Source organism: Acetobacter sp. P5B1 (assembly GCF_018811985.1).
Taxonomy (GTDB): domain Bacteria; phylum Pseudomonadota; class Alphaproteobacteria; order Acetobacterales; family Acetobacteraceae; genus Acetobacter; species Acetobacter cerevisiae.
In genome coordinates, this window is record NZ_JACRVS010000012.1 from 20,024 (window position 1) to 35,505 (window position 15,482).

Consider the following 15,482-nt stretch of genomic DNA (forward strand, 5'->3'; position numbering starts at 1 on the left):
GGTTTTGCATGGCTATGAGTTCCGGAAGATTGCCTCCTACACGTCGGCAGTTTCTCACCAGGGTTGGTGTTCTGGCTGGAAGTGCTGGTCTTTATCAGGCTATGACCAGCCTGGGTCATGCCATGCAAAGTGATTTTAAAGGGCCGCCCAAGCTTTCCGGTGCTAAGGCCGGAACGACAGTTCTTGTATTGGGGGCTGGGATGGCTGGTATGCTTGCGGCCTATGAACTGCGGAAAGCTGGTTATTCTGTAAGGGTTCTTGAATTTCAGAACCGTGCAGGTGGACGCAATATGACATTGCGCGGTGGAGATACTCTAACGGAACTGGGTGGAGCAACACAGAAAGTTGGCTTTGCAAAAGGCAATTATATTAATCCGGGTCCGTGGCGTATCCCGTATCACCATCAGGGCCTTCTCCACTATTGCCGCAAATTTGGGATTGCATTAGAGCCATTTGTGCAGCTCAATCACAATGCATGGCTTCATTCTTCTTCAGCATTTGACGGTAAACCTGTCCGATACCGTGAGTTTGCGTCTGACCTGAATGGCTATACGGGGGAATTGCTTTCTAAGGCCATCGATCAACATAAACTTGATGATATTATCACGCATGAAGAGCAGGAGCATGTGCTTGCAACCATGCGCGGCTGGTCTGGATTGAGTGATAAAAACACATGGGAGGCAGGGGCACGGTCCTCATTGCGCCGTGGTTACGATAAAATGCCATCAGCAGGTGTAGAGGGCGCTCCGACCTATTCAAACCCTTTGCCGCGAGCCGAGGTGATGAAATCCGGCCTCTGGCGTTGGATGGCTTTCCCCGAGGCACTTGATATGCAGACAACCATGTTCCAGCCCGTGGGAGGAATGGACCAGATTGGAAAAGGCTTTGCCAGCAGAGTAGGGGACCTGATTACTCTTGGGTGTGCCGTGACCGCCATTCATCAGGACGAGCACATGGTGAAGGTGTCTTATAAAGATAGTCAGAATGGAAATGTCTTGCGGGAAGTAACTGCGGAGTATTGTGTCTGCACCATTCCGCTCCCTGTCCTGTCACAGCTCGATATTCAGGTCAGTGGTCCGTTAAAAGCGGCTATTGCGGCGGTACCCTATGCGTCATCTGTCAAACTTGCTTTTGAGTTCAAGCGCCGGTTTTGGGAAGAGGATGAACAGATTTACGGTGGGATCAGTTTTACAGATCAGCCTATCAGTCAGATATCCTATCCAAGCCATGGAGCCCTTTCAAAAGGCCCAGCAGTTTTGCTGGCCGGTTATATGTTTGGGCCGGCAGCCTATGATTTTGCGGGCATGACCCCAGACCAAAGGGTTGCAGAAGGGCTGAGGCAGGGCTCGGTCTTTCATCCCAAATCCTATCGCAGTGAATTTCTCAATGGGATAGGTGTTGCATGGAGCCGCATGCCCTGGACGTTGGGGTGTTGTAGTATGTGGTCTGAACAGGCACGCAAGACCCATTATAAAACACTGGTTTCGATGGATAACCGCATTGTGCTGGCAGGTGAGCACGCGTCTTATGTGGGGTGCTGGCAGGAAGGGGCAATCCTTTCGTCGCTTTCTGCCGTTACTCAATTACATAAGCGGGCAACAGGAGCAGCATGATGCGTTTTGTTCTTTTGTCGGCGGGAATGTTGCTCACTTTTCCTCTCATGTCGCACGCAGCACATGCCGATACGGCGAGTGGAGAAACAGGTAAGGTGCAGGTTATGCAAACAGGTGAGGCTGTCTATCACCATGTCTGCCAGTCGTGTCACATGCCGGATGGTAAGGGGGCACGAAATACGGCTGGCGCAGGTTTTCCGGCACTTGCCAATAATGCAAGGCTTCAGGATTCAGGTTATCCTGTCTATATGATTCTCAACGGGCGTGGGGGGATGCCCTGGTTTTCCGGTATTCTGACCGACAAACAGGTTGCCGATGTTGTGAATTATGTCCGGAGCCATTTTGGAAACCATTGGACAGACACAGTTTCTCCTCAGACTGTTGAAGAATTAAGGCCTACAGTCAAACTCGAAGAATAAAACACGGCCCTTCTGATAGCCTGGTCGACGTTCTTAAATATATTCAGCCCGCAAACCGCGCAAAAGCCGGACGGGTGCGCTGTTGTTCCAGAAAGGTCAGCATGGCGGTGCGGGCGCGGCCGGCGTCTTTACCAAGGCCGATCAGGCCGGAAATCTGGCCGGGGTGGCGCAGGAGGGAGCCGAGCAGCGCCTTGATGTTCAGGCCGCCATCCGGGGAGAGAACGGTGCCTGCAACTGGCGGTAGAGAGCGGCTGGCGGGGTCACACACCACGCGCAGCACGGCAAACGGTAATCCGGCTTCTTCCGCCGCGCGGGCCAGAAAGCCGCTTTCCATATCCAGAGCGGCACACTGGCTTGTTGCAAACAGATGCGCTTTTTCGGCAGCATCCAGTACAACGGTGTCGCTATGCAGTAAGGCGTTGCCCAGCACACCCGGCTGGCCTGCCCCCAGAATGTGGCGTAGCGTCGGGTCACACGTATAAGACGCGCCCCATGCCATCACGCGTTCTGGCAGGATGAGCGTGCCGGGAGGCAATGCCGGGTCCAGCCCGGCGGCCAGACCGAAGGAGAGGAGACAGTCTGCTCCACAAGCGGCCAGTCGGGCTGCTTCACGCTGCGCGCCGGTGCGGGTGGCTCCGCTGGCGGCAATGGCCGCATGCGGGAAGACGTGCCGGATCAGCTTCGCTTCAGCTTTCAGGCCAACAAGAATGCCGGGGCGGCTGGGGGAAGGCTGTGTGGTGTTCGTCATGTTTCAGAACCCAAAGGCGACGCGGCGCGTGTTGCTGCTTTCCAGATTGCGGTAGCGCGCCACAGCCATCAGCGGGAAAAACTGCTTGTAACCGTGGTAGCGGAGGTAAAACACTTTGGGGAAACCGACAGCGTTATACGGGTCCTCATGCCATTCCCCTTTTTCATCCTGCTGAGCCGCCAGCCAGCTGATACCGCGTGTGACAGCCGGGTCATCCCGTCGGCCAGCGGCCATCAGGCCCAGAACAGCCCATGCTGTTTGAGAGGGCAGGCTTTCCCCGTAGGTGCCATGGCTGCCTCCTTCATAGGACTCGCAGCCTTCGCCCCAGCCGCCGTCCGGGCGCTGGACGGAGCGCAGCCATTCCACAGCTTTCACCACAGCCGGGTCATCATGCGAGACACCAGCGGCATTGAACGCGCACAGCGCGGACCATGTGCCGTAGATATAGTTTGTGCCCCAGCGGCCAAACCATGACCCGTCTTCTTCCTGCTCTTTGCGCAGGTAGGTCAGGGCGCGTTCCAGCACCGGGCGATCTTCCCCATGGCCCAGTTGAGCAAGGAAGGAGATGCAGCGGGCCGTCACATCCGCCGTCGGCGGGTCTAGCAGAGCGCCGTGGTCTGAGAAGGGGATATGGTTCAGTAGTTCTTTGTTGTTATCAATATCAAAGGCACCCCAACCGCCATCGCGGCTTTGCATGCCGAGTATCCACTGGCGGGCGCGTTCGATGGACTCGGCGTTGGCCGGGTCACCTTCACGGTGCAGCAGCATGCCGACCACGGCGGTATCATCCACGTCCGGGTAATAGTCGTTCCCGTACTGGAAGGCCCAGCCACCGGGCGCAACGTTCGGGTTGTTGACGGCCCAGTCGCCTTTAACGTCCAGAATTTGCTTGTCCCGCAGCCATTTGCTGGCCTTGCGCAGCTCTGTCAGCGTTTCTTGCGGGGCAATCCCCTTCGGGCCGGAAGCAGCCTCGAGCATGGCGTGGCCGGACAGCCCGGTGTCCCAGATGGGAGAGACGCAGGGCTGGCAATAGACTTCATCTTCCTTATGGACCAGCAGACCCTGCACGGCTTCCCATGCGGTGACGGCGCGTGGGTCCGTATCCGGCACGCCAAGGGCGCGATACATCATGACCACATTGGCCATGGCCGGATAAATGGCACCCAGACCATCCTTGCCGTTCAGGCGGGGCTCAATGAAGTCAATCGCCGCCTTGAGGGCTTTCTCATGCGTTTTGGACGGAATGAGGCCCAGGGTAGGCCGCAGCACGCTATCCAGCCCTTTGAACACGCGGCCCCACACGGAGCGGTAAGGACCACGAATCCAGTCCGTCACGCGCTCTGGGGGCGTGACGAACAGCTCACGAATATGGATCTGGCGCGGGTTGATGGCGATGGGCCGCAGGGCTGCCAGCACCAGCATGGGAGCAATCACCGTGCGGGACCAGTAGGACATGTTCCAGATGGAGAAGAAGGCCTTGCGTGGCAGAAGCATCAGCTCCACCGGCATGACCGGCGTGGCTCGCCAGGGCACATCCCCAAACAGGGCCAGCTGAATGCGGGTGAACACATTGGTGCGCTCGGCCCCGCCGTGGTCCAGAATGGCTTCCCGCGCACGGCGCATATGGGGGGCGTTGATATCCTCCCCGGTCGCTTTCAGGGCAAAATAGGCTTTGACGGAGGAGGACAGGTTAAATCCGCCGTTATGATACAGCGCCCAGCCGCCATGCTCCTCGCTTTGCGTCCGGCGCAGATAGACCGCAATCTTCTGCTCAAGCGCATCATCAATCCGGTTCAGATAATGTTCCAGCAGGATGTATTCCGCCGGGATGCTGGCGTCGGCTTCCAGCTCATACACCCAGTGTCCGTCCGCCTGCTGGCGTTGCCCCAGAGCGGCATGAGCATTTTGAACCACACGATCCAGATCCTCACCGGAAAGCGGGGTCTTAGGATGTGCGCTGCCATCAGCGGCCATGGGGTGTTCCTTGTTACTGGCGTCTTGTTTTTATTAAGGACGACGCAGGCCGAGAGTGTACACGGCCTTCACGCCTGATCTCATTGCGCCTTCAAGTGTGGCGGGGAGTCCGGTTGCCGTCCAGTCCCCGGCCAGAGCGAGGTTGACCAACTGCGTTGCCGCACCGGGACGCAGGCGGTTCTGCTCCGGTGTTGCGGCAAAGGTCGCGCGCTTTTCCCACACTACGCGCTGATGCGGCGGGGTGGCGGGCAGCGGCTCTTTCAGAACCGGGTCACACGCGCGGCGCACGTCATGCCAGATGGCGCGGGCCAGATCATCCGGGTCCTGCTCTGCAAAGCGGTTCGCGGCGCTGACGGTGACGGAGAGGATATCGCCGCGCAGGAACACCCATTCCGCAATGCTGCCGACCAGTCCCATAAACCGCGCACGGGCAAAAGAGCCCAGCGCCTGCGGGGCGGCGTCCAGACGGAAATGCAGGTTCAGAATGCTTTCAAACGCGTTGGGGGTCTGAAAGCCGGGTACATGCGGCGTGAGCAGGGTTTCCGCCACAGGGGCAGGGACCGCCAGAATAACGGTGTCGTCTTCCGTCAGCGGGATAACGCCATCCGGGCCATGCAGGGCGGTCACGCGGCCCCGGCTGACATCCAACGCGCTGATGCGGCTCTGGGTGCGGACTTCTGCCTGCAGGATGGCCAGATGCGCCAGCGCCGGGTCTACCAGCGTTTCAGAAAGCCCTTCCTTGGGGAACCACGGCACGCAGGCCTTGCCGCCAAGGGAGAGCGATTCTTTCACCACCGCGCCAAGCAGCGCGGCGCTGCCCGTTTCACAGGATGTGTTGAGAGCAGAAATTGCGAAGGGTTCCAGCAGGCGGCGGCTGAGGGCACCGGGCAGCAGGCAGTCTGAGACGTGCTCATCTTCGCCTGCCTGCATCAGCTTTTGCAGGCTGCGCAGTTCCACCACCCGCATGTCTGGCACGCGCCGATGCGGCTGGAACACCCACCAGGGCATCCGCCCGCGGGAGAGGTCCAGCGTCCAGCGCGCATCTTCCGCCAGATCGACAAACGGGAAAATGGGGATGCCGGGGCCGGTCAGCGTATCCGTACCGCCCGTCATGGCCAGATAACGGAAGACCGTCTTGTTGGCGGACAGCAGCAGGTGGTTGCCGTTATCAATCCGGCAGCCTAGCTGCTTGTCTTCATAAGACCGGGCACGGCCCCCGCAGGCGCGGCCTGCTTCATGCACAATAACGCGGCGGCCTGAGCCAGCTACTTCTACCGCGGCGGCCAGACCAGCCACGCCGCCGCCAATAATGTGCACACAGGATGCCATGCTGTTGGTCTCTTTCTGGATCAGGGGCGGTAGGAGCGGGTCAGCCAGAACACCTTGTTCAGAGCTGAGGTTTCCGGGCGCTCATGCAGAGCATCGGCAGACCAGCCGCGCTTGCGCAGGGCGACCAGAACGGCCTCGTAGCTCGCCCCCATGATCCGTGCGGGGAGCATGGCTTTGGGGCGGCAGGACTGCATGGTGATGAAGGCTTTCCGGAAATGGTCCAGGGCCCGCACAGAAAGGATGTTGGCCACACCCTGCAGACCGGGAGCGGAGAGCGCCTTGATGGGGTCATGCGGGACATGAAAGCGGTCCAGCAGGTCACCCGGCAGGTAGAGGCGGCCACGGGCAGCATCTTCCGCAATGTCGCGGAGGATATTGGTCAGCTGCAGGGCTCGGCCCAGATGGTAGGCGACTTTGTCGGCTTCTTCTGTGCTGTCCCCAAAAATCCGGACGGACAGGCGGCCTACGGCAGAAGCCACGCGGTCACAATACAGGTCCAGGGTTTTCTCATCCGGGGCGACGATGGTGTTTTCCGCATCCATCATCATGCCGTCGATAATGGCGTGGAAATCATCCTGCCGCAGCGCGAAGAAATGGATACAGGCCAGCAGCACGCGGTCCAGCGGGTCCTGCGTGGTCCCGTGGTCATACAGGGCTGCAATGCGCTGGTGCCAGGCATCCAGAGCGGCCTTGCGCTGCTCCATGGGTTCATACCCGTCGGCAATATCATCCACCACGCGGCAGAAGGCGTAAATGGCATACATGGCGTAGCGGCGCATGGGGGGGAGGATGCGCATGCCAGCGGCAAAGGACGTGGCGGCCTGCTTTACCGTGCTTTCCACCCATGCCAGATCCGCGGGGTCACACCCGAGGGGGGTCGGCTCGTCATGCGTCTGGATGTTTTGAGCTGTCACGCGCTTTTCACCTGTTTGTTCATTAAATCGTCATATCCGGCTCTTTTTACAGACCTGCGGACATTCTGAAAGCTCAGGACCATGCCCGCAGGGCCGCACCTGCTGCATACATGATATCTGTGCGTTTCAGGGCAACGCGCCCGGCCAGCGGATCTTCCCGCCGCAGGCGCTGCGTCAGCCGGTGTGCGAGGCTGACAATGGCGGCGCATTCCATACGGAAGCGCCGGTCCCGCACCAGACCGGGCAGGGCGGAGGCCTCCCGGTTCAGGGCATCCACACCGTCCAGCAGAGTATTGAACACCCGGCGGAGGTTGGGTGTGGCGCGGCCAGCCAGCAGGTCATCCTGCGTAGCCCCAGCCTGAGCCATCAGGTCCGTTGGCATATAGCACCGGTGCAGGCGCTGCAGGTCGCCCTGGCAGTCCTGCAAGTGGTTGAGAATCTGCAGCGACGTGCAGAGTGCATCTGCGGCCGCAAAGGTGTGCGGCACTTCCCCATGCAGATGCAGCAGAAACCGCCCGACTGGGTTTGCGGAGTACCGGCAATAGTGCAGGAGATCGTCCCACGAGGTGCAGGGTGTGCCACGGGAATCGTCCCGGAAGGCAATCAGCAGGTCCGTCGCGGTTTCAAACGGCACGCCTGTTTTCAGGAAAGAGGCGCGCAGTTTGGCGGCACTCATGGCGTCCGCGCGGGGGATGGGGTCGCGCTTGCCCAGAAGCACGTCTTCCATCGCGTTCAGCCGGGCAATCTTCTCATCCGCGCTTAGCGTCTCGCAGTCTGCGATGTCGTCAATGACGCGCGCATAATCGTAATACGCATGCACATGCGGGCGCAGGGCCTTGCTGAGCAGAAGGGAGCCGACGGGGAAATTCTCGTCAGACGCACCTTTGCCGGAAGAGACATCGTCTCTCCCCCAGACGGAGGCGGTATCAGTCATGTCAGGCTCTGCGATGAGAAAGAAGGAAGCATAGCCGGAGCTTTACACGCTCTCTCCCGGTGTGCCTACTCCCCTCATGGGCAGAGAGGGTCTGGCACACAGGGTTGGCGGAAGGCCGGGTTTTCACGCACGCCCTCCGGGCATCTGCGCTGCTTTGGCCTCTTCCGGCGCAGGAGAAGGGGCAGCCGGTGCGGTGCGGCCATCATTGGGGATGGCGTCCGTATAGGCCCGGTTTTTCCAGACAACACCCCGCCCGCGATAGTGGTTGACGGCAGATCCGATGGTCGCCGCTGTGTAGAAAATGGCTACAAACGGCAGCGTTAACGCCCAGAGCGGCGAGATACGGAAGCGGCGCAGTGTGGGCACAAAGGAGCCGATGGAGACCAGCCAGGTCACCAGCCCGATCCACTGCGTCAGGCCGTGGCCGAACAGCGCGATCAGGCCCGGTGCGATCCAGACCACACCCATGGCCAGCACCGTCAGCACCAGAAAGAGCGGGGAATAGCGCAGCTGTACAAATGCTGTGCGGGCAATCATGCGCCAGACGTCAATGGCATACGGGTAGGGGCGTATGGAACGGGCCAGACAGGAGTGGCCCAGATAGAGGCGCCCCCCGGCCTGCTTGACGCAGGTGGCCAGCGTGCAGTCATCAATCAGCGCGCCCTTCAGGGCTTCAATCCAGCCGATTTCGGCCAGCATGTCCCGCCGGATCAGGATCGTACCGCCAGCGGCCCCGGCGGTGCGGCTTTTGGGATTGTTGACCTGTGCGAAGGGGTAGAGCAGCGCAAAGAAAAATACAAAAGCTGGCACCAGAGCGCGTTCCGCCAGACTTTCGCACTGCAATTCCACCATTTCGGATACCATGTGCAGGGTGTCTGTCTGCGCTTTGGCGACCAGTGTGGAAATATGTTGGGGGGCGTGCACAATGTCCGCGTCTGTCAGCAGGATGTAGCCGCTGTTGGCCTCCTGCTGGCGTCGGGCTTCGGCCACGCCCTGCGCGACGGCCCAGAGCTTGCCGCTCCAGCCCGGTTCCGGGTCTGCGCCGTCCAGCACGGTCAGGCGCCCTTTGGGGTCTGGCAGGGCTCGGGCCAGAGCGCCGGTGCCATCCTCACTCCGGTCATTCACCAGAATGAGGGAGAGGCGACCGGCATAATCCTGCGTCAGCAGGGAGGAGAGGGCGACCTCAATGGACTCGGCCTCATCCCGTGCGGGGATGACGACCGTGACATTCGGCATGATGTCTGCCGGTGCCTTGCCGGGGCTGGCAGGGCGGAGGATGGGACCGGCCTGCCAGAACCACCCGTGGAAAAAAATAAGACCGAACCAGATGAGTGCTGAGAGAACAGCCAGACCAAACAGCATCATCCCGCCCCTTACTTCAGCATGCCATTGTTACGGAACCATGTGATGGCGTCCTCAACGGCCTGCCGGGCGGGGCGGGGGCTGTAGCCCAGTTCCCGAATGGCTTTGTCCGAGGAGAAGAACATCTTCTTGCGGGACATGGCCAGCATCTCCCGCGTGACACGCGGTGAGAAGCCAAAGGAGCGGGAGAGCCACTCCGAGGCGACGGCGACCGGCCAGATGATTTCCTGAGGCAGGCTGATGCGTGGCGGGGGCACATGGGCAATTTCAGACACCATGGCGAACAGGTCGCGCAGCAGATAGTTTTCGCCGCCCAGAATGTATTTCTCGCCAATGGTGCCGCGTTCCAGAGCCAGCGCGTGGCCTTCCGCGACATCATCCACGTGCACAATGTTCACGCCCGTATCGACGTAGGCGGGCATGCGGCCAGCGGCGCAGTCCAGAATCATCTGCCCGGTGGGGGTGGGTTTGATGTCCCGCGGGCCAACCGGGGTGGAGGGGTTGACGATCACGGCGGGGAGGCCCTGCGTCTTCACCAGATCAAGCACTTCCTGCTCGGCGCGGTATTTGGAGCGTTTGTAGATGCCGATCACGCCGTGTTCGTGCACCGGAGTCGCTTCATCAGACTCCGTACCATCCCCAATCAGGCCGAGCGCTGCGACGGATGAGCAATAAACAATGCGTTCCACACCGGCTTTCTGGGCCGCCAGCATCAGCAGGCGGGTACCTTCCACGTTTGCGGTCATCATCGGGGCGGGGTCTGGCACCCACAGCCGATAGTCCGCAGCCACATGAAAGACGTAGCGGCAGCCTTCCACAGCGCGGGCAAAGGTATCCGGGCGGGAGAGGTCTCCTTCCACCAGTTCTGCAGGAATATCCGCAATGTTGCGCCGGTCACTGCCCTCGCGCACCATGAGTCTCAGCGTGTGTCCGCGTTCAAGCAGCGTGCGGGCAACGGCAGACCCGACAAAACCTGTCGCGCCGGTGACGAGCGTATGGGCGGTCATATAAAGTGCGCTCCCATAATGGGGATGAGAAATGGAAGGGTGTGAAACCCGAACGGCTGGTTTGTTTCTTTATCCTGCCCCCCAAGGTGGCGCCAGACCCCGGGCTGGTGTAAGTGGTCGGATCACTCATGAATTCAGCCCCTCTGGTCAGGTGTTCTACGCCAGGGAGCAGGGAGGCCCAGGGGGGCATCTCGGGTAGGTAGAGCTTAGGCCTTGAAGAAGCTTACGATTTTTCTGACTTTGCTGGGTCTGGTTGCCATTACGGCGGCAGTTGCGTGGAGTGGCGTTGGCTCCGTGGTGCACGCTGTCATGCGTATTGGTCTGGGCGGCTTCCTTCTCATGGTATGCTGTCAGCTTGCCGTAAACGGTGTGCTGGGCCTCGCCTGGCACGCGGCTCTGCCTGAAATCGGGTATTTGCGTCTTCTGGGAGCGCGCATGGTGCGCGATGCAGCGGCGACCTGCCTGCCGTTCTCGCAGCTTGGCGGCATTGTGATTGGTATTCGCGCCACCTGTTCGGGCCATGGCCTGCATGGGCGGGAAGCGCGCCAGATTGACTGGCCGGAAGCCGCCAGTGCCAATCTTGTGGATATCACAACAGAAGTGATGGGGCAGGTGGCGTTTGTGCTGTTGGGTGTGGCCTTTCTGGTTGCCCATCAGCGTTCCAGCCCGTTTGTTGTGCCCGTCATTATTGGTGCGGTCTTCCTGATGCTTGGCACTGCCGGGTTTATCTGGACGCAGCGGCACGGGGGCAGCATTTTCCGCAGGTTTGGCGGCATGTTCACCCGCAGTCTGGCGTCCCAGTGGCATGACAGCATGCTGAGCGGGGCGGACACGCTGCAGGAGCGGATGGAAGCCATCTGGAGCCGCCCGGGCCGGATCTGCCTCTCTGCCGCTTATCATCTGCTTGGCTGGCTGGGCAGCGCGGGCATGCTGTGGATGACCGCCAACATGCTGGGTGCGCCCCTGACGCTGCCGAACGCCGTCGCGATTGAAGGTGTGACCTGTGCCGTCATGTCGCTCGGCTTTCTGGTGCCCGGTAGTCTGGGCGTGCAGGAAGGGGCGTATATGGCGCTCGGCCATGCGTTCGGGATTGATTCCTCCGTGTCTCTGGGCCTGTCCCTGCTGCGTCGCGGGCGTGAACTGGCTATTGGCATTCCGGTCCTGCTGCTGTGGCAGGTGATGGAAATGCGTGGGCTGCGCCAGCCTGTGACCAAGAAAACGGCCGATGTCAGCTACGGCCCCGCTCCGACTGTGGTGAAGGATTCCTGAGAGTGTCTTCAACTGTTTCTGACGCCTCTGGTCCGGATGCCGAGATGGCATCGGCTCGTGAGGCTGCAACGCCCGTATTTGATACACTTGTCGTTGTTGGCCCCGGCCTGATCGGCTCTTCCGTGCTGCGCCGTGCGCAGCAGAAAGGCACGCTGGCCCGCCAGCTGATTGCGGTTGATGTCTCGCCGGAAGCGCGGGCGCGGGTAGAAGAGTTGGGAATTGCGGACCGGGTGATGGCTGACGCCGCTGAGGCCGCAGCGCTGGCGGATTGCGTCATGCTGTGTGTGCCGGTGGGAGCCATGGGGCCGGTGGCGGAGAAGGTGCTGCCCGTCATGCGGCCCGGCTCCATTCTGACCGAAGTTGGCTCGACCAAAGTCTCAGTTATTGAGGCTATCAGCCCGTTTTTACGGCCGGACGTGGCCTATGTGCCTGCGCACCCCATGGCAGGCACAGAATATTCCGGGCCGGATGCCGGGTTTGCGACTCTGTTTGAAGACCGCTGGTGTCTGCTGACCCCCCTGGACGGGACCCCGCCGGAAGCCCTGAACGCAATCCGCACATTGTGGGAGCGTTGCGGTGCACGCCTGCGGGAGATGACCCCTGCGCATCATGACCGCGTTTGCGCCATCGTGAGCCATCTGCCGCATCTGCTGGCCTTTACCATCTGTGGGACAGCGGATGATCTGGCGGATGAAACCCGGTCAGAAGTGCTGGATTTTGCGGCGTCCGGGTTCCGGGATTTCACCCGTATTGCGGCATCAGACCCCGTCATGTGGCGGGATGTGTTCCTGTCCAACCGTGAGGCTCTGCTGGAAATGCTGGCCCGTTTTATGGAAGACGCGCAGGCCATGGCGCGAGCCATTCGCTGGGGCGACGAGGACTATATTGTGGACCGTATCCAGCGCGGCCGTGCCATTCGCAAAAGCCTGATTGAAAACCGGCAGGCCTGAGAGGCCTCGTTTAAGTCGGTTGGCCAAATGCCTTGATGTGCAGGGCATCCAGATGCTTGTGGTTTTTGTCCGCCATGGGGTTCAGTTCCAGCACTTTCTGCCAGGCCTTGAAGGCAGCGGGGCCGTCTTTGCGTTGATCTTCCACCGTGGACAGTAAACCCCAGCTTTTGGCGTCCCGGCCATCCCGTTGCAGGGCTTCACCCAGATCGGTAATGGCGGCGTTAAAATCGCCTGCGGCAAGGCGCAGCTGGGCGCGGCTGCGCCACAGGATGGCGTTGTCTGGTTGAAGAGCCAGAGCGTCGCTGAGATCTTCCACAGCATCATCCGGCTTTTCGGCCTGACTATCCTTTTGTGCCCGCCGCAGCAGAAGCTGCGTGGTGGGGGAAAGACCTGCGGCGCGTAAAGCCTCCAGACGCGCTTCCAGCATCTGGGCATCTTCAGGCGTTTTGGCCTGTGCAAGCTGGTCCGCAAGGGCAGCAATTTGCTGCGGGCGCGTCAGCTTTTTATGCGGGGCGGCGGCAGGTGCTTTTCCTGCGGAGGGGCCTGAGGACGTTGCGCCGGGTGCAGGAGACTCCGCTGGGCTTGCGGGCTGTGTGGCGGAGGAGCCGGGAGCAGACGGAGTCTTGCCAGAAGCGGAGGGGGCTGCCGCATGGGGCACCGTGCCGCTATGCATCGGCGATGGGGCTGTGTGCGCTATATGGCCGGAGGTCGGGGACTGAGTTTGCCCGGCAGGGGGCTGTGCTGTTTGTGCTGCCGCGAGTCCGGCAACACTCAGGCTGGCCAGAAGGCACGGGGCAATCAGAGCGCCAGAACGCAAAAACCCGCTTCTCCGAAAACCGGAAAAGCGGGTTGCACGCATGTCATGCGCCAGAAGCCAGCCGGGAAAGGCCGGACCCTGCATAAATCAGCCCTGACGAGCTTTCATGCGGGGGTTCTTCTTGTTGATGACATAAACCCGGCCGCGACGCCGTACGACACGGCAATCTTTATCGCGCACCTTGGCCGATTTCAGGCTGTTTCTGATTTTCATGGCCCGCTTTTCTCCGCCGATGCTCAAGAATTGAAATAAGGTGTGTCGGCACATACCGGCCCCGCCAGTACGAGTCAATGTTTTCCACGGAAAAGGGCCATAAATTGTTTATTCGCGTGTATTTTTACCGCGCATTTGTGTGTCTCTTCAAACAAAGTCCTGATTGAGGGGCTGTGTCGGGTGAGGCGCCAGGCTGGAAAAGGCCGTGGCCAGGGTTTTGAAATCTTCCGAGCGCGGGGAGCGGGGGCGCCAGCCCAGCCCGATGGTGCGCCATACAGGGCCGCCGGAGAGGGGTCGGCTGATAACGGGATGCCCGCGTAGAATGCCGCCCTCCAGCGCCAGCAGCGGCACGACGCCAATGCCCAGCCCCAGCCCGACCATTTCCGCCATGGTGTGCAGGGACGTGGCGGAGAAGGTGGAGTCGCTCTCGCCCTCTGTGCCGTGCCATTCCCGGCCCTGCCGGCAGACCGCCAGCGTTTGTTCCCGCAGGCAGTGGCCATCTTCCATCATAATCATACGCTGGTCGGCCAGCCGTTCTACCGGCACATGGCTCAGCCGGGCCAGAGGGTGGTCTTCAGGCATGATGACGTGAAACGGGTCCCGCCAGAGGGGCAGGGTTTCCGCCGTGTCACACAGGCAGGGCATGGCCAGAACCAGCATGTCCAGCCGCCCAATGCCGAGCTTTTCCAGTAGATGCTCCGTTGTGTCTTCCGCAATGGAGAGGGTGAGTTGCGGAAAGCGTGTGCGGATGGTTTTGACGAGCGGCTCAATCAGAAAGGGGCCGATGGTGGGAATAACGCCTAGCCGCAAGGGGCCTGTCAGCGGTGTGCGGGCCGCGACGGCAAGCTGCGGCACGGCTTCCAGCGCTTCCAGCGCCTGCCGGCCTTTCAGCGCAATTTCATGCCCTAAGGGGGTGAACACCACCTTTTTGCCCACCGTGCGGTCCAGCAACTGAGAATCGAGCTGGCGTTCCAGCGCCATGATGCCTGCGGAAAGGGTGGATTGCGTGACCGAACAGGCTGCCGCCGCCCGCCCGAAATGGCGCAGTTCAGAAAGGGCGATCAGGTAACGTAACTGCTGGGCAGAAGGCAGGGGAAGCACGGTCGGACCTCGGTCTTTTCAAGGGCTGAAAACGCATATCTGGGACGCTCCGATTTTTGGAACGTCTTTGTGTGGTTAATCGATCATTTCGATGATTTTGATATAAAATATTCATTGGCATGAATGGACACACCGCGCCATAGATAATGCCCGACGACGGTATTGTGTGCCGTCGGAGCTTTTAAGTAACCCAAGAAGGAGCAAGCTTATGCTGACCGTTGGCGATAAGTTTCCGAGCTTTGATCTGACCGCCGTTCCCGGTGGTCCGGAAGGCCTGAAGGGCGATTTCGTCCAGATTTCCGACAAATCCGACGCTGGTAAGTGGAAGGTTGTCTTCTTCTGGCCGAAAGACTTCACGTTTGTCTGCCCGACCGAAATCGTGGCTTTCGGCAAGCTGTCCAAAGACTTTGCTGACCGTGATGCCGTAGTTTACGGCGTGTCCATCGACAGCGAATTCGTGCACCTCAACTGGCGTCTGCATAATGCCGATCTGAAAGATCTGCCGATTGCAATGCTGGCTGACATCAAGCGCGAGCTGACCGAAGGCACGGGCGTTATGCACAAAGAGGCTGGTGTTGCTCTGCGCGCCACCTTCGTTGTCGACCCGCACGGCGTGATTCGTCACGTCTCTGTCAACGACCTGTCCGTTGGCCGTAACCCGCAGGAAATCGTGCGTATTCTGGACGGGCTGCAGAGCGATGAGCTGTGCCCCTGTAACTGGAAAAAGGGCGACGACTTTATCAAAGTCTGAGCCTGACGCTTCCCGTCTGGCCCTGCGGGGCCAGGCGGTTTTCTACCAGACCGGGTTCAGCCCGTCTGCGGCGCTCAACTG

The 15,482-nt window shown here is 60.5% G+C and carries 15 protein-coding genes; 5 read left to right on the forward strand and 10 right to left on the reverse strand.

Features of this window, described 5'->3' with window-relative positions; all coding sequences use genetic code 11:
- Positions 1-8 precede the first annotated feature (8 nt).
- Together KP703_RS09295 and KP703_RS09300 are read left to right on the forward strand one after the other, a co-directional pair.
- Positions 9-1,613: a flavin monoamine oxidase family protein gene (locus KP703_RS09295; protein WP_252353975.1), complete on the forward strand. Its 1,605-nt coding sequence runs from the start codon at positions 9-11 to the stop codon at positions 1,611-1,613.
- Positions 1,610-2,032: a cytochrome c gene (locus KP703_RS09300; protein WP_215754616.1), complete on the forward strand. Its 423-nt coding sequence runs from the start codon at positions 1,610-1,612 to the stop codon at positions 2,030-2,032. The genes KP703_RS09295 and KP703_RS09300 overlap by 4 nt, the downstream gene beginning before the upstream one ends.
- A gap of 43 nt (positions 2,033-2,075) precedes the next feature.
- Here KP703_RS09300 and KP703_RS09305 read toward each other — a convergent pair whose 3' ends face one another.
- The 7 genes from KP703_RS09305 to hpnA form a co-directional block, all read right to left on the reverse strand.
- Positions 2,076-2,780 (reverse strand): hypothetical protein, encoded by a 705-nt coding sequence (locus KP703_RS09305; protein WP_215754617.1) that lies wholly within the window; start codon positions 2,778-2,780, stop codon positions 2,076-2,078.
- A 3-nt stretch (positions 2,781-2,783) separates the two neighbouring features.
- The gene (gene shc / locus KP703_RS09310) at positions 2,784-4,754 is read right to left on the reverse strand and encodes a squalene--hopene cyclase (RefSeq protein ID WP_215754618.1); all 1,971 of its coding nucleotides are present in this window, start codon (positions 4,752-4,754) and stop codon (positions 2,784-2,786) included.
- Between the two features lie 33 nt (positions 4,755-4,787).
- Positions 4,788-6,083: a hydroxysqualene dehydroxylase HpnE gene (gene hpnE, locus KP703_RS09315; protein WP_215754619.1), complete on the reverse strand. Its 1,296-nt coding sequence runs from the start codon at positions 6,081-6,083 to the stop codon at positions 4,788-4,790.
- 20 nt (positions 6,084-6,103) lie between these two features.
- A complete protein-coding gene (gene hpnD / locus KP703_RS09320) occupies positions 6,104-6,997 on the reverse strand; it encodes a presqualene diphosphate synthase HpnD (RefSeq protein WP_215754620.1) in 894 nt (297 codons plus the stop codon).
- Between the two features lie 73 nt (positions 6,998-7,070).
- The gene (gene hpnC, locus KP703_RS09325) at positions 7,071-7,931 is read right to left on the reverse strand and encodes a squalene synthase HpnC (protein ID WP_215754621.1); all 861 of its coding nucleotides are present in this window, start codon (positions 7,929-7,931) and stop codon (positions 7,071-7,073) included.
- A 123-nt stretch (positions 7,932-8,054) separates the two neighbouring features.
- Positions 8,055-9,293: a glycosyltransferase gene (locus KP703_RS09330; RefSeq protein WP_062273624.1), complete on the reverse strand. Its 1,239-nt coding sequence runs from the start codon at positions 9,291-9,293 to the stop codon at positions 8,055-8,057.
- An 11-nt stretch (positions 9,294-9,304) separates the two neighbouring features.
- Positions 9,305-10,300, reverse strand: a complete 996-nt coding sequence (hpnA, locus tag KP703_RS09335; protein ID WP_061501495.1) for a hopanoid-associated sugar epimerase — start codon at positions 10,298-10,300, stop codon at positions 9,305-9,307.
- A 213-nt stretch (positions 10,301-10,513) separates the two neighbouring features.
- Between hpnA and KP703_RS09340 the strand changes: the two genes are divergently transcribed.
- The gene (locus KP703_RS09340; RefSeq protein WP_062248945.1) at positions 10,514-11,569 is read left to right on the forward strand and encodes a lysylphosphatidylglycerol synthase domain-containing protein; all 1,056 of its coding nucleotides are present in this window, start codon (positions 10,514-10,516) and stop codon (positions 11,567-11,569) included.
- 44 nt (positions 11,570-11,613) lie between these two features.
- Positions 11,614-12,519 carry a prephenate/arogenate dehydrogenase family protein gene (locus tag KP703_RS09345; protein ID WP_062273622.1) on the forward strand — a complete coding sequence of 302 codons (906 nt, stop codon included), beginning with the start codon at positions 11,614-11,616 and terminating at the stop codon, positions 12,517-12,519.
- Between the two features lie 10 nt (positions 12,520-12,529).
- Here the strand turns inward: KP703_RS09345 and KP703_RS09350 are convergent, their stop codons facing one another.
- The 3 genes from KP703_RS09350 to KP703_RS09360 form a co-directional block, all read right to left on the reverse strand.
- The gene (locus KP703_RS09350) at positions 12,530-13,420 is read right to left on the reverse strand and encodes a tetratricopeptide repeat protein (protein WP_215754622.1); all 891 of its coding nucleotides are present in this window, start codon (positions 13,418-13,420) and stop codon (positions 12,530-12,532) included.
- A 3-nt stretch (positions 13,421-13,423) separates the two neighbouring features.
- Entirely contained in the window at positions 13,424-13,549 is a 126-nt protein-coding gene (gene ykgO / locus KP703_RS09355; protein WP_003625637.1) for a type B 50S ribosomal protein L36, read from the reverse strand.
- A 147-nt stretch (positions 13,550-13,696) separates the two neighbouring features.
- Positions 13,697-14,650, reverse strand: a complete 954-nt coding sequence (locus KP703_RS09360; protein ID WP_215754623.1) for a hydrogen peroxide-inducible genes activator — start codon at positions 14,648-14,650, stop codon at positions 13,697-13,699.
- 208 nt (positions 14,651-14,858) lie between these two features.
- Between KP703_RS09360 and KP703_RS09365 the strand changes: the two genes are divergently transcribed.
- Positions 14,859-15,401, forward strand: a complete 543-nt coding sequence (locus tag KP703_RS09365; protein ID WP_062142008.1) for a peroxiredoxin — start codon at positions 14,859-14,861, stop codon at positions 15,399-15,401.
- Positions 15,402-15,482: the final 81 nt, after the last annotated feature.

Coding starts and splice junctions, on each gene's coding strand:
- ykgO (WP_003625637.1), bottom strand. CDS start 13,549: ATGAAAATCAGAAACAGCCTGAAATCGGCCAAGGTGCGCGATAAAGAT.
- KP703_RS09365 (WP_062142008.1), top strand. CDS start 14,859: ATGCTGACCGTTGGCGATAAGTTTCCGAGCTTTGATCTGACCGCCGTT.
- KP703_RS09295 (WP_252353975.1), top strand. CDS start 9: ATGGCTATGAGTTCCGGAAGATTGCCTCCTACACGTCGGCAGTTTCTC.
- hpnE (WP_215754619.1), bottom strand. CDS start 6,083: ATGGCATCCTGTGTGCACATTATTGGCGGCGGCGTGGCTGGTCTGGCC.
- shc (WP_215754618.1), bottom strand. CDS start 4,754: ATGGCCGCTGATGGCAGCGCACATCCTAAGACCCCGCTTTCCGGTGAG.
- KP703_RS09345 (WP_062273622.1), top strand. CDS start 11,614: ATGGCATCGGCTCGTGAGGCTGCAACGCCCGTATTTGATACACTTGTC.
- hpnC (WP_215754621.1), bottom strand. CDS start 7,931: ATGACTGATACCGCCTCCGTCTGGGGGAGAGACGATGTCTCTTCCGGC.
- KP703_RS09300 (WP_215754616.1), top strand. CDS start 1,610: ATGATGCGTTTTGTTCTTTTGTCGGCGGGAATGTTGCTCACTTTTCCT.
- hpnA (WP_061501495.1), bottom strand. CDS start 10,300: ATGACCGCCCATACGCTCGTCACCGGCGCGACAGGTTTTGTCGGGTCT.
- KP703_RS09350 (WP_215754622.1), bottom strand. CDS start 13,420: ATGCAGGGTCCGGCCTTTCCCGGCTGGCTTCTGGCGCATGACATGCGT.
- KP703_RS09330 (WP_062273624.1), bottom strand. CDS start 9,293: ATGCTGTTTGGTCTGGCTGTTCTCTCAGCACTCATCTGGTTCGGTCTT.
- KP703_RS09305 (WP_215754617.1), bottom strand. CDS start 2,780: ATGACGAACACCACACAGCCTTCCCCCAGCCGCCCCGGCATTCTTGTT.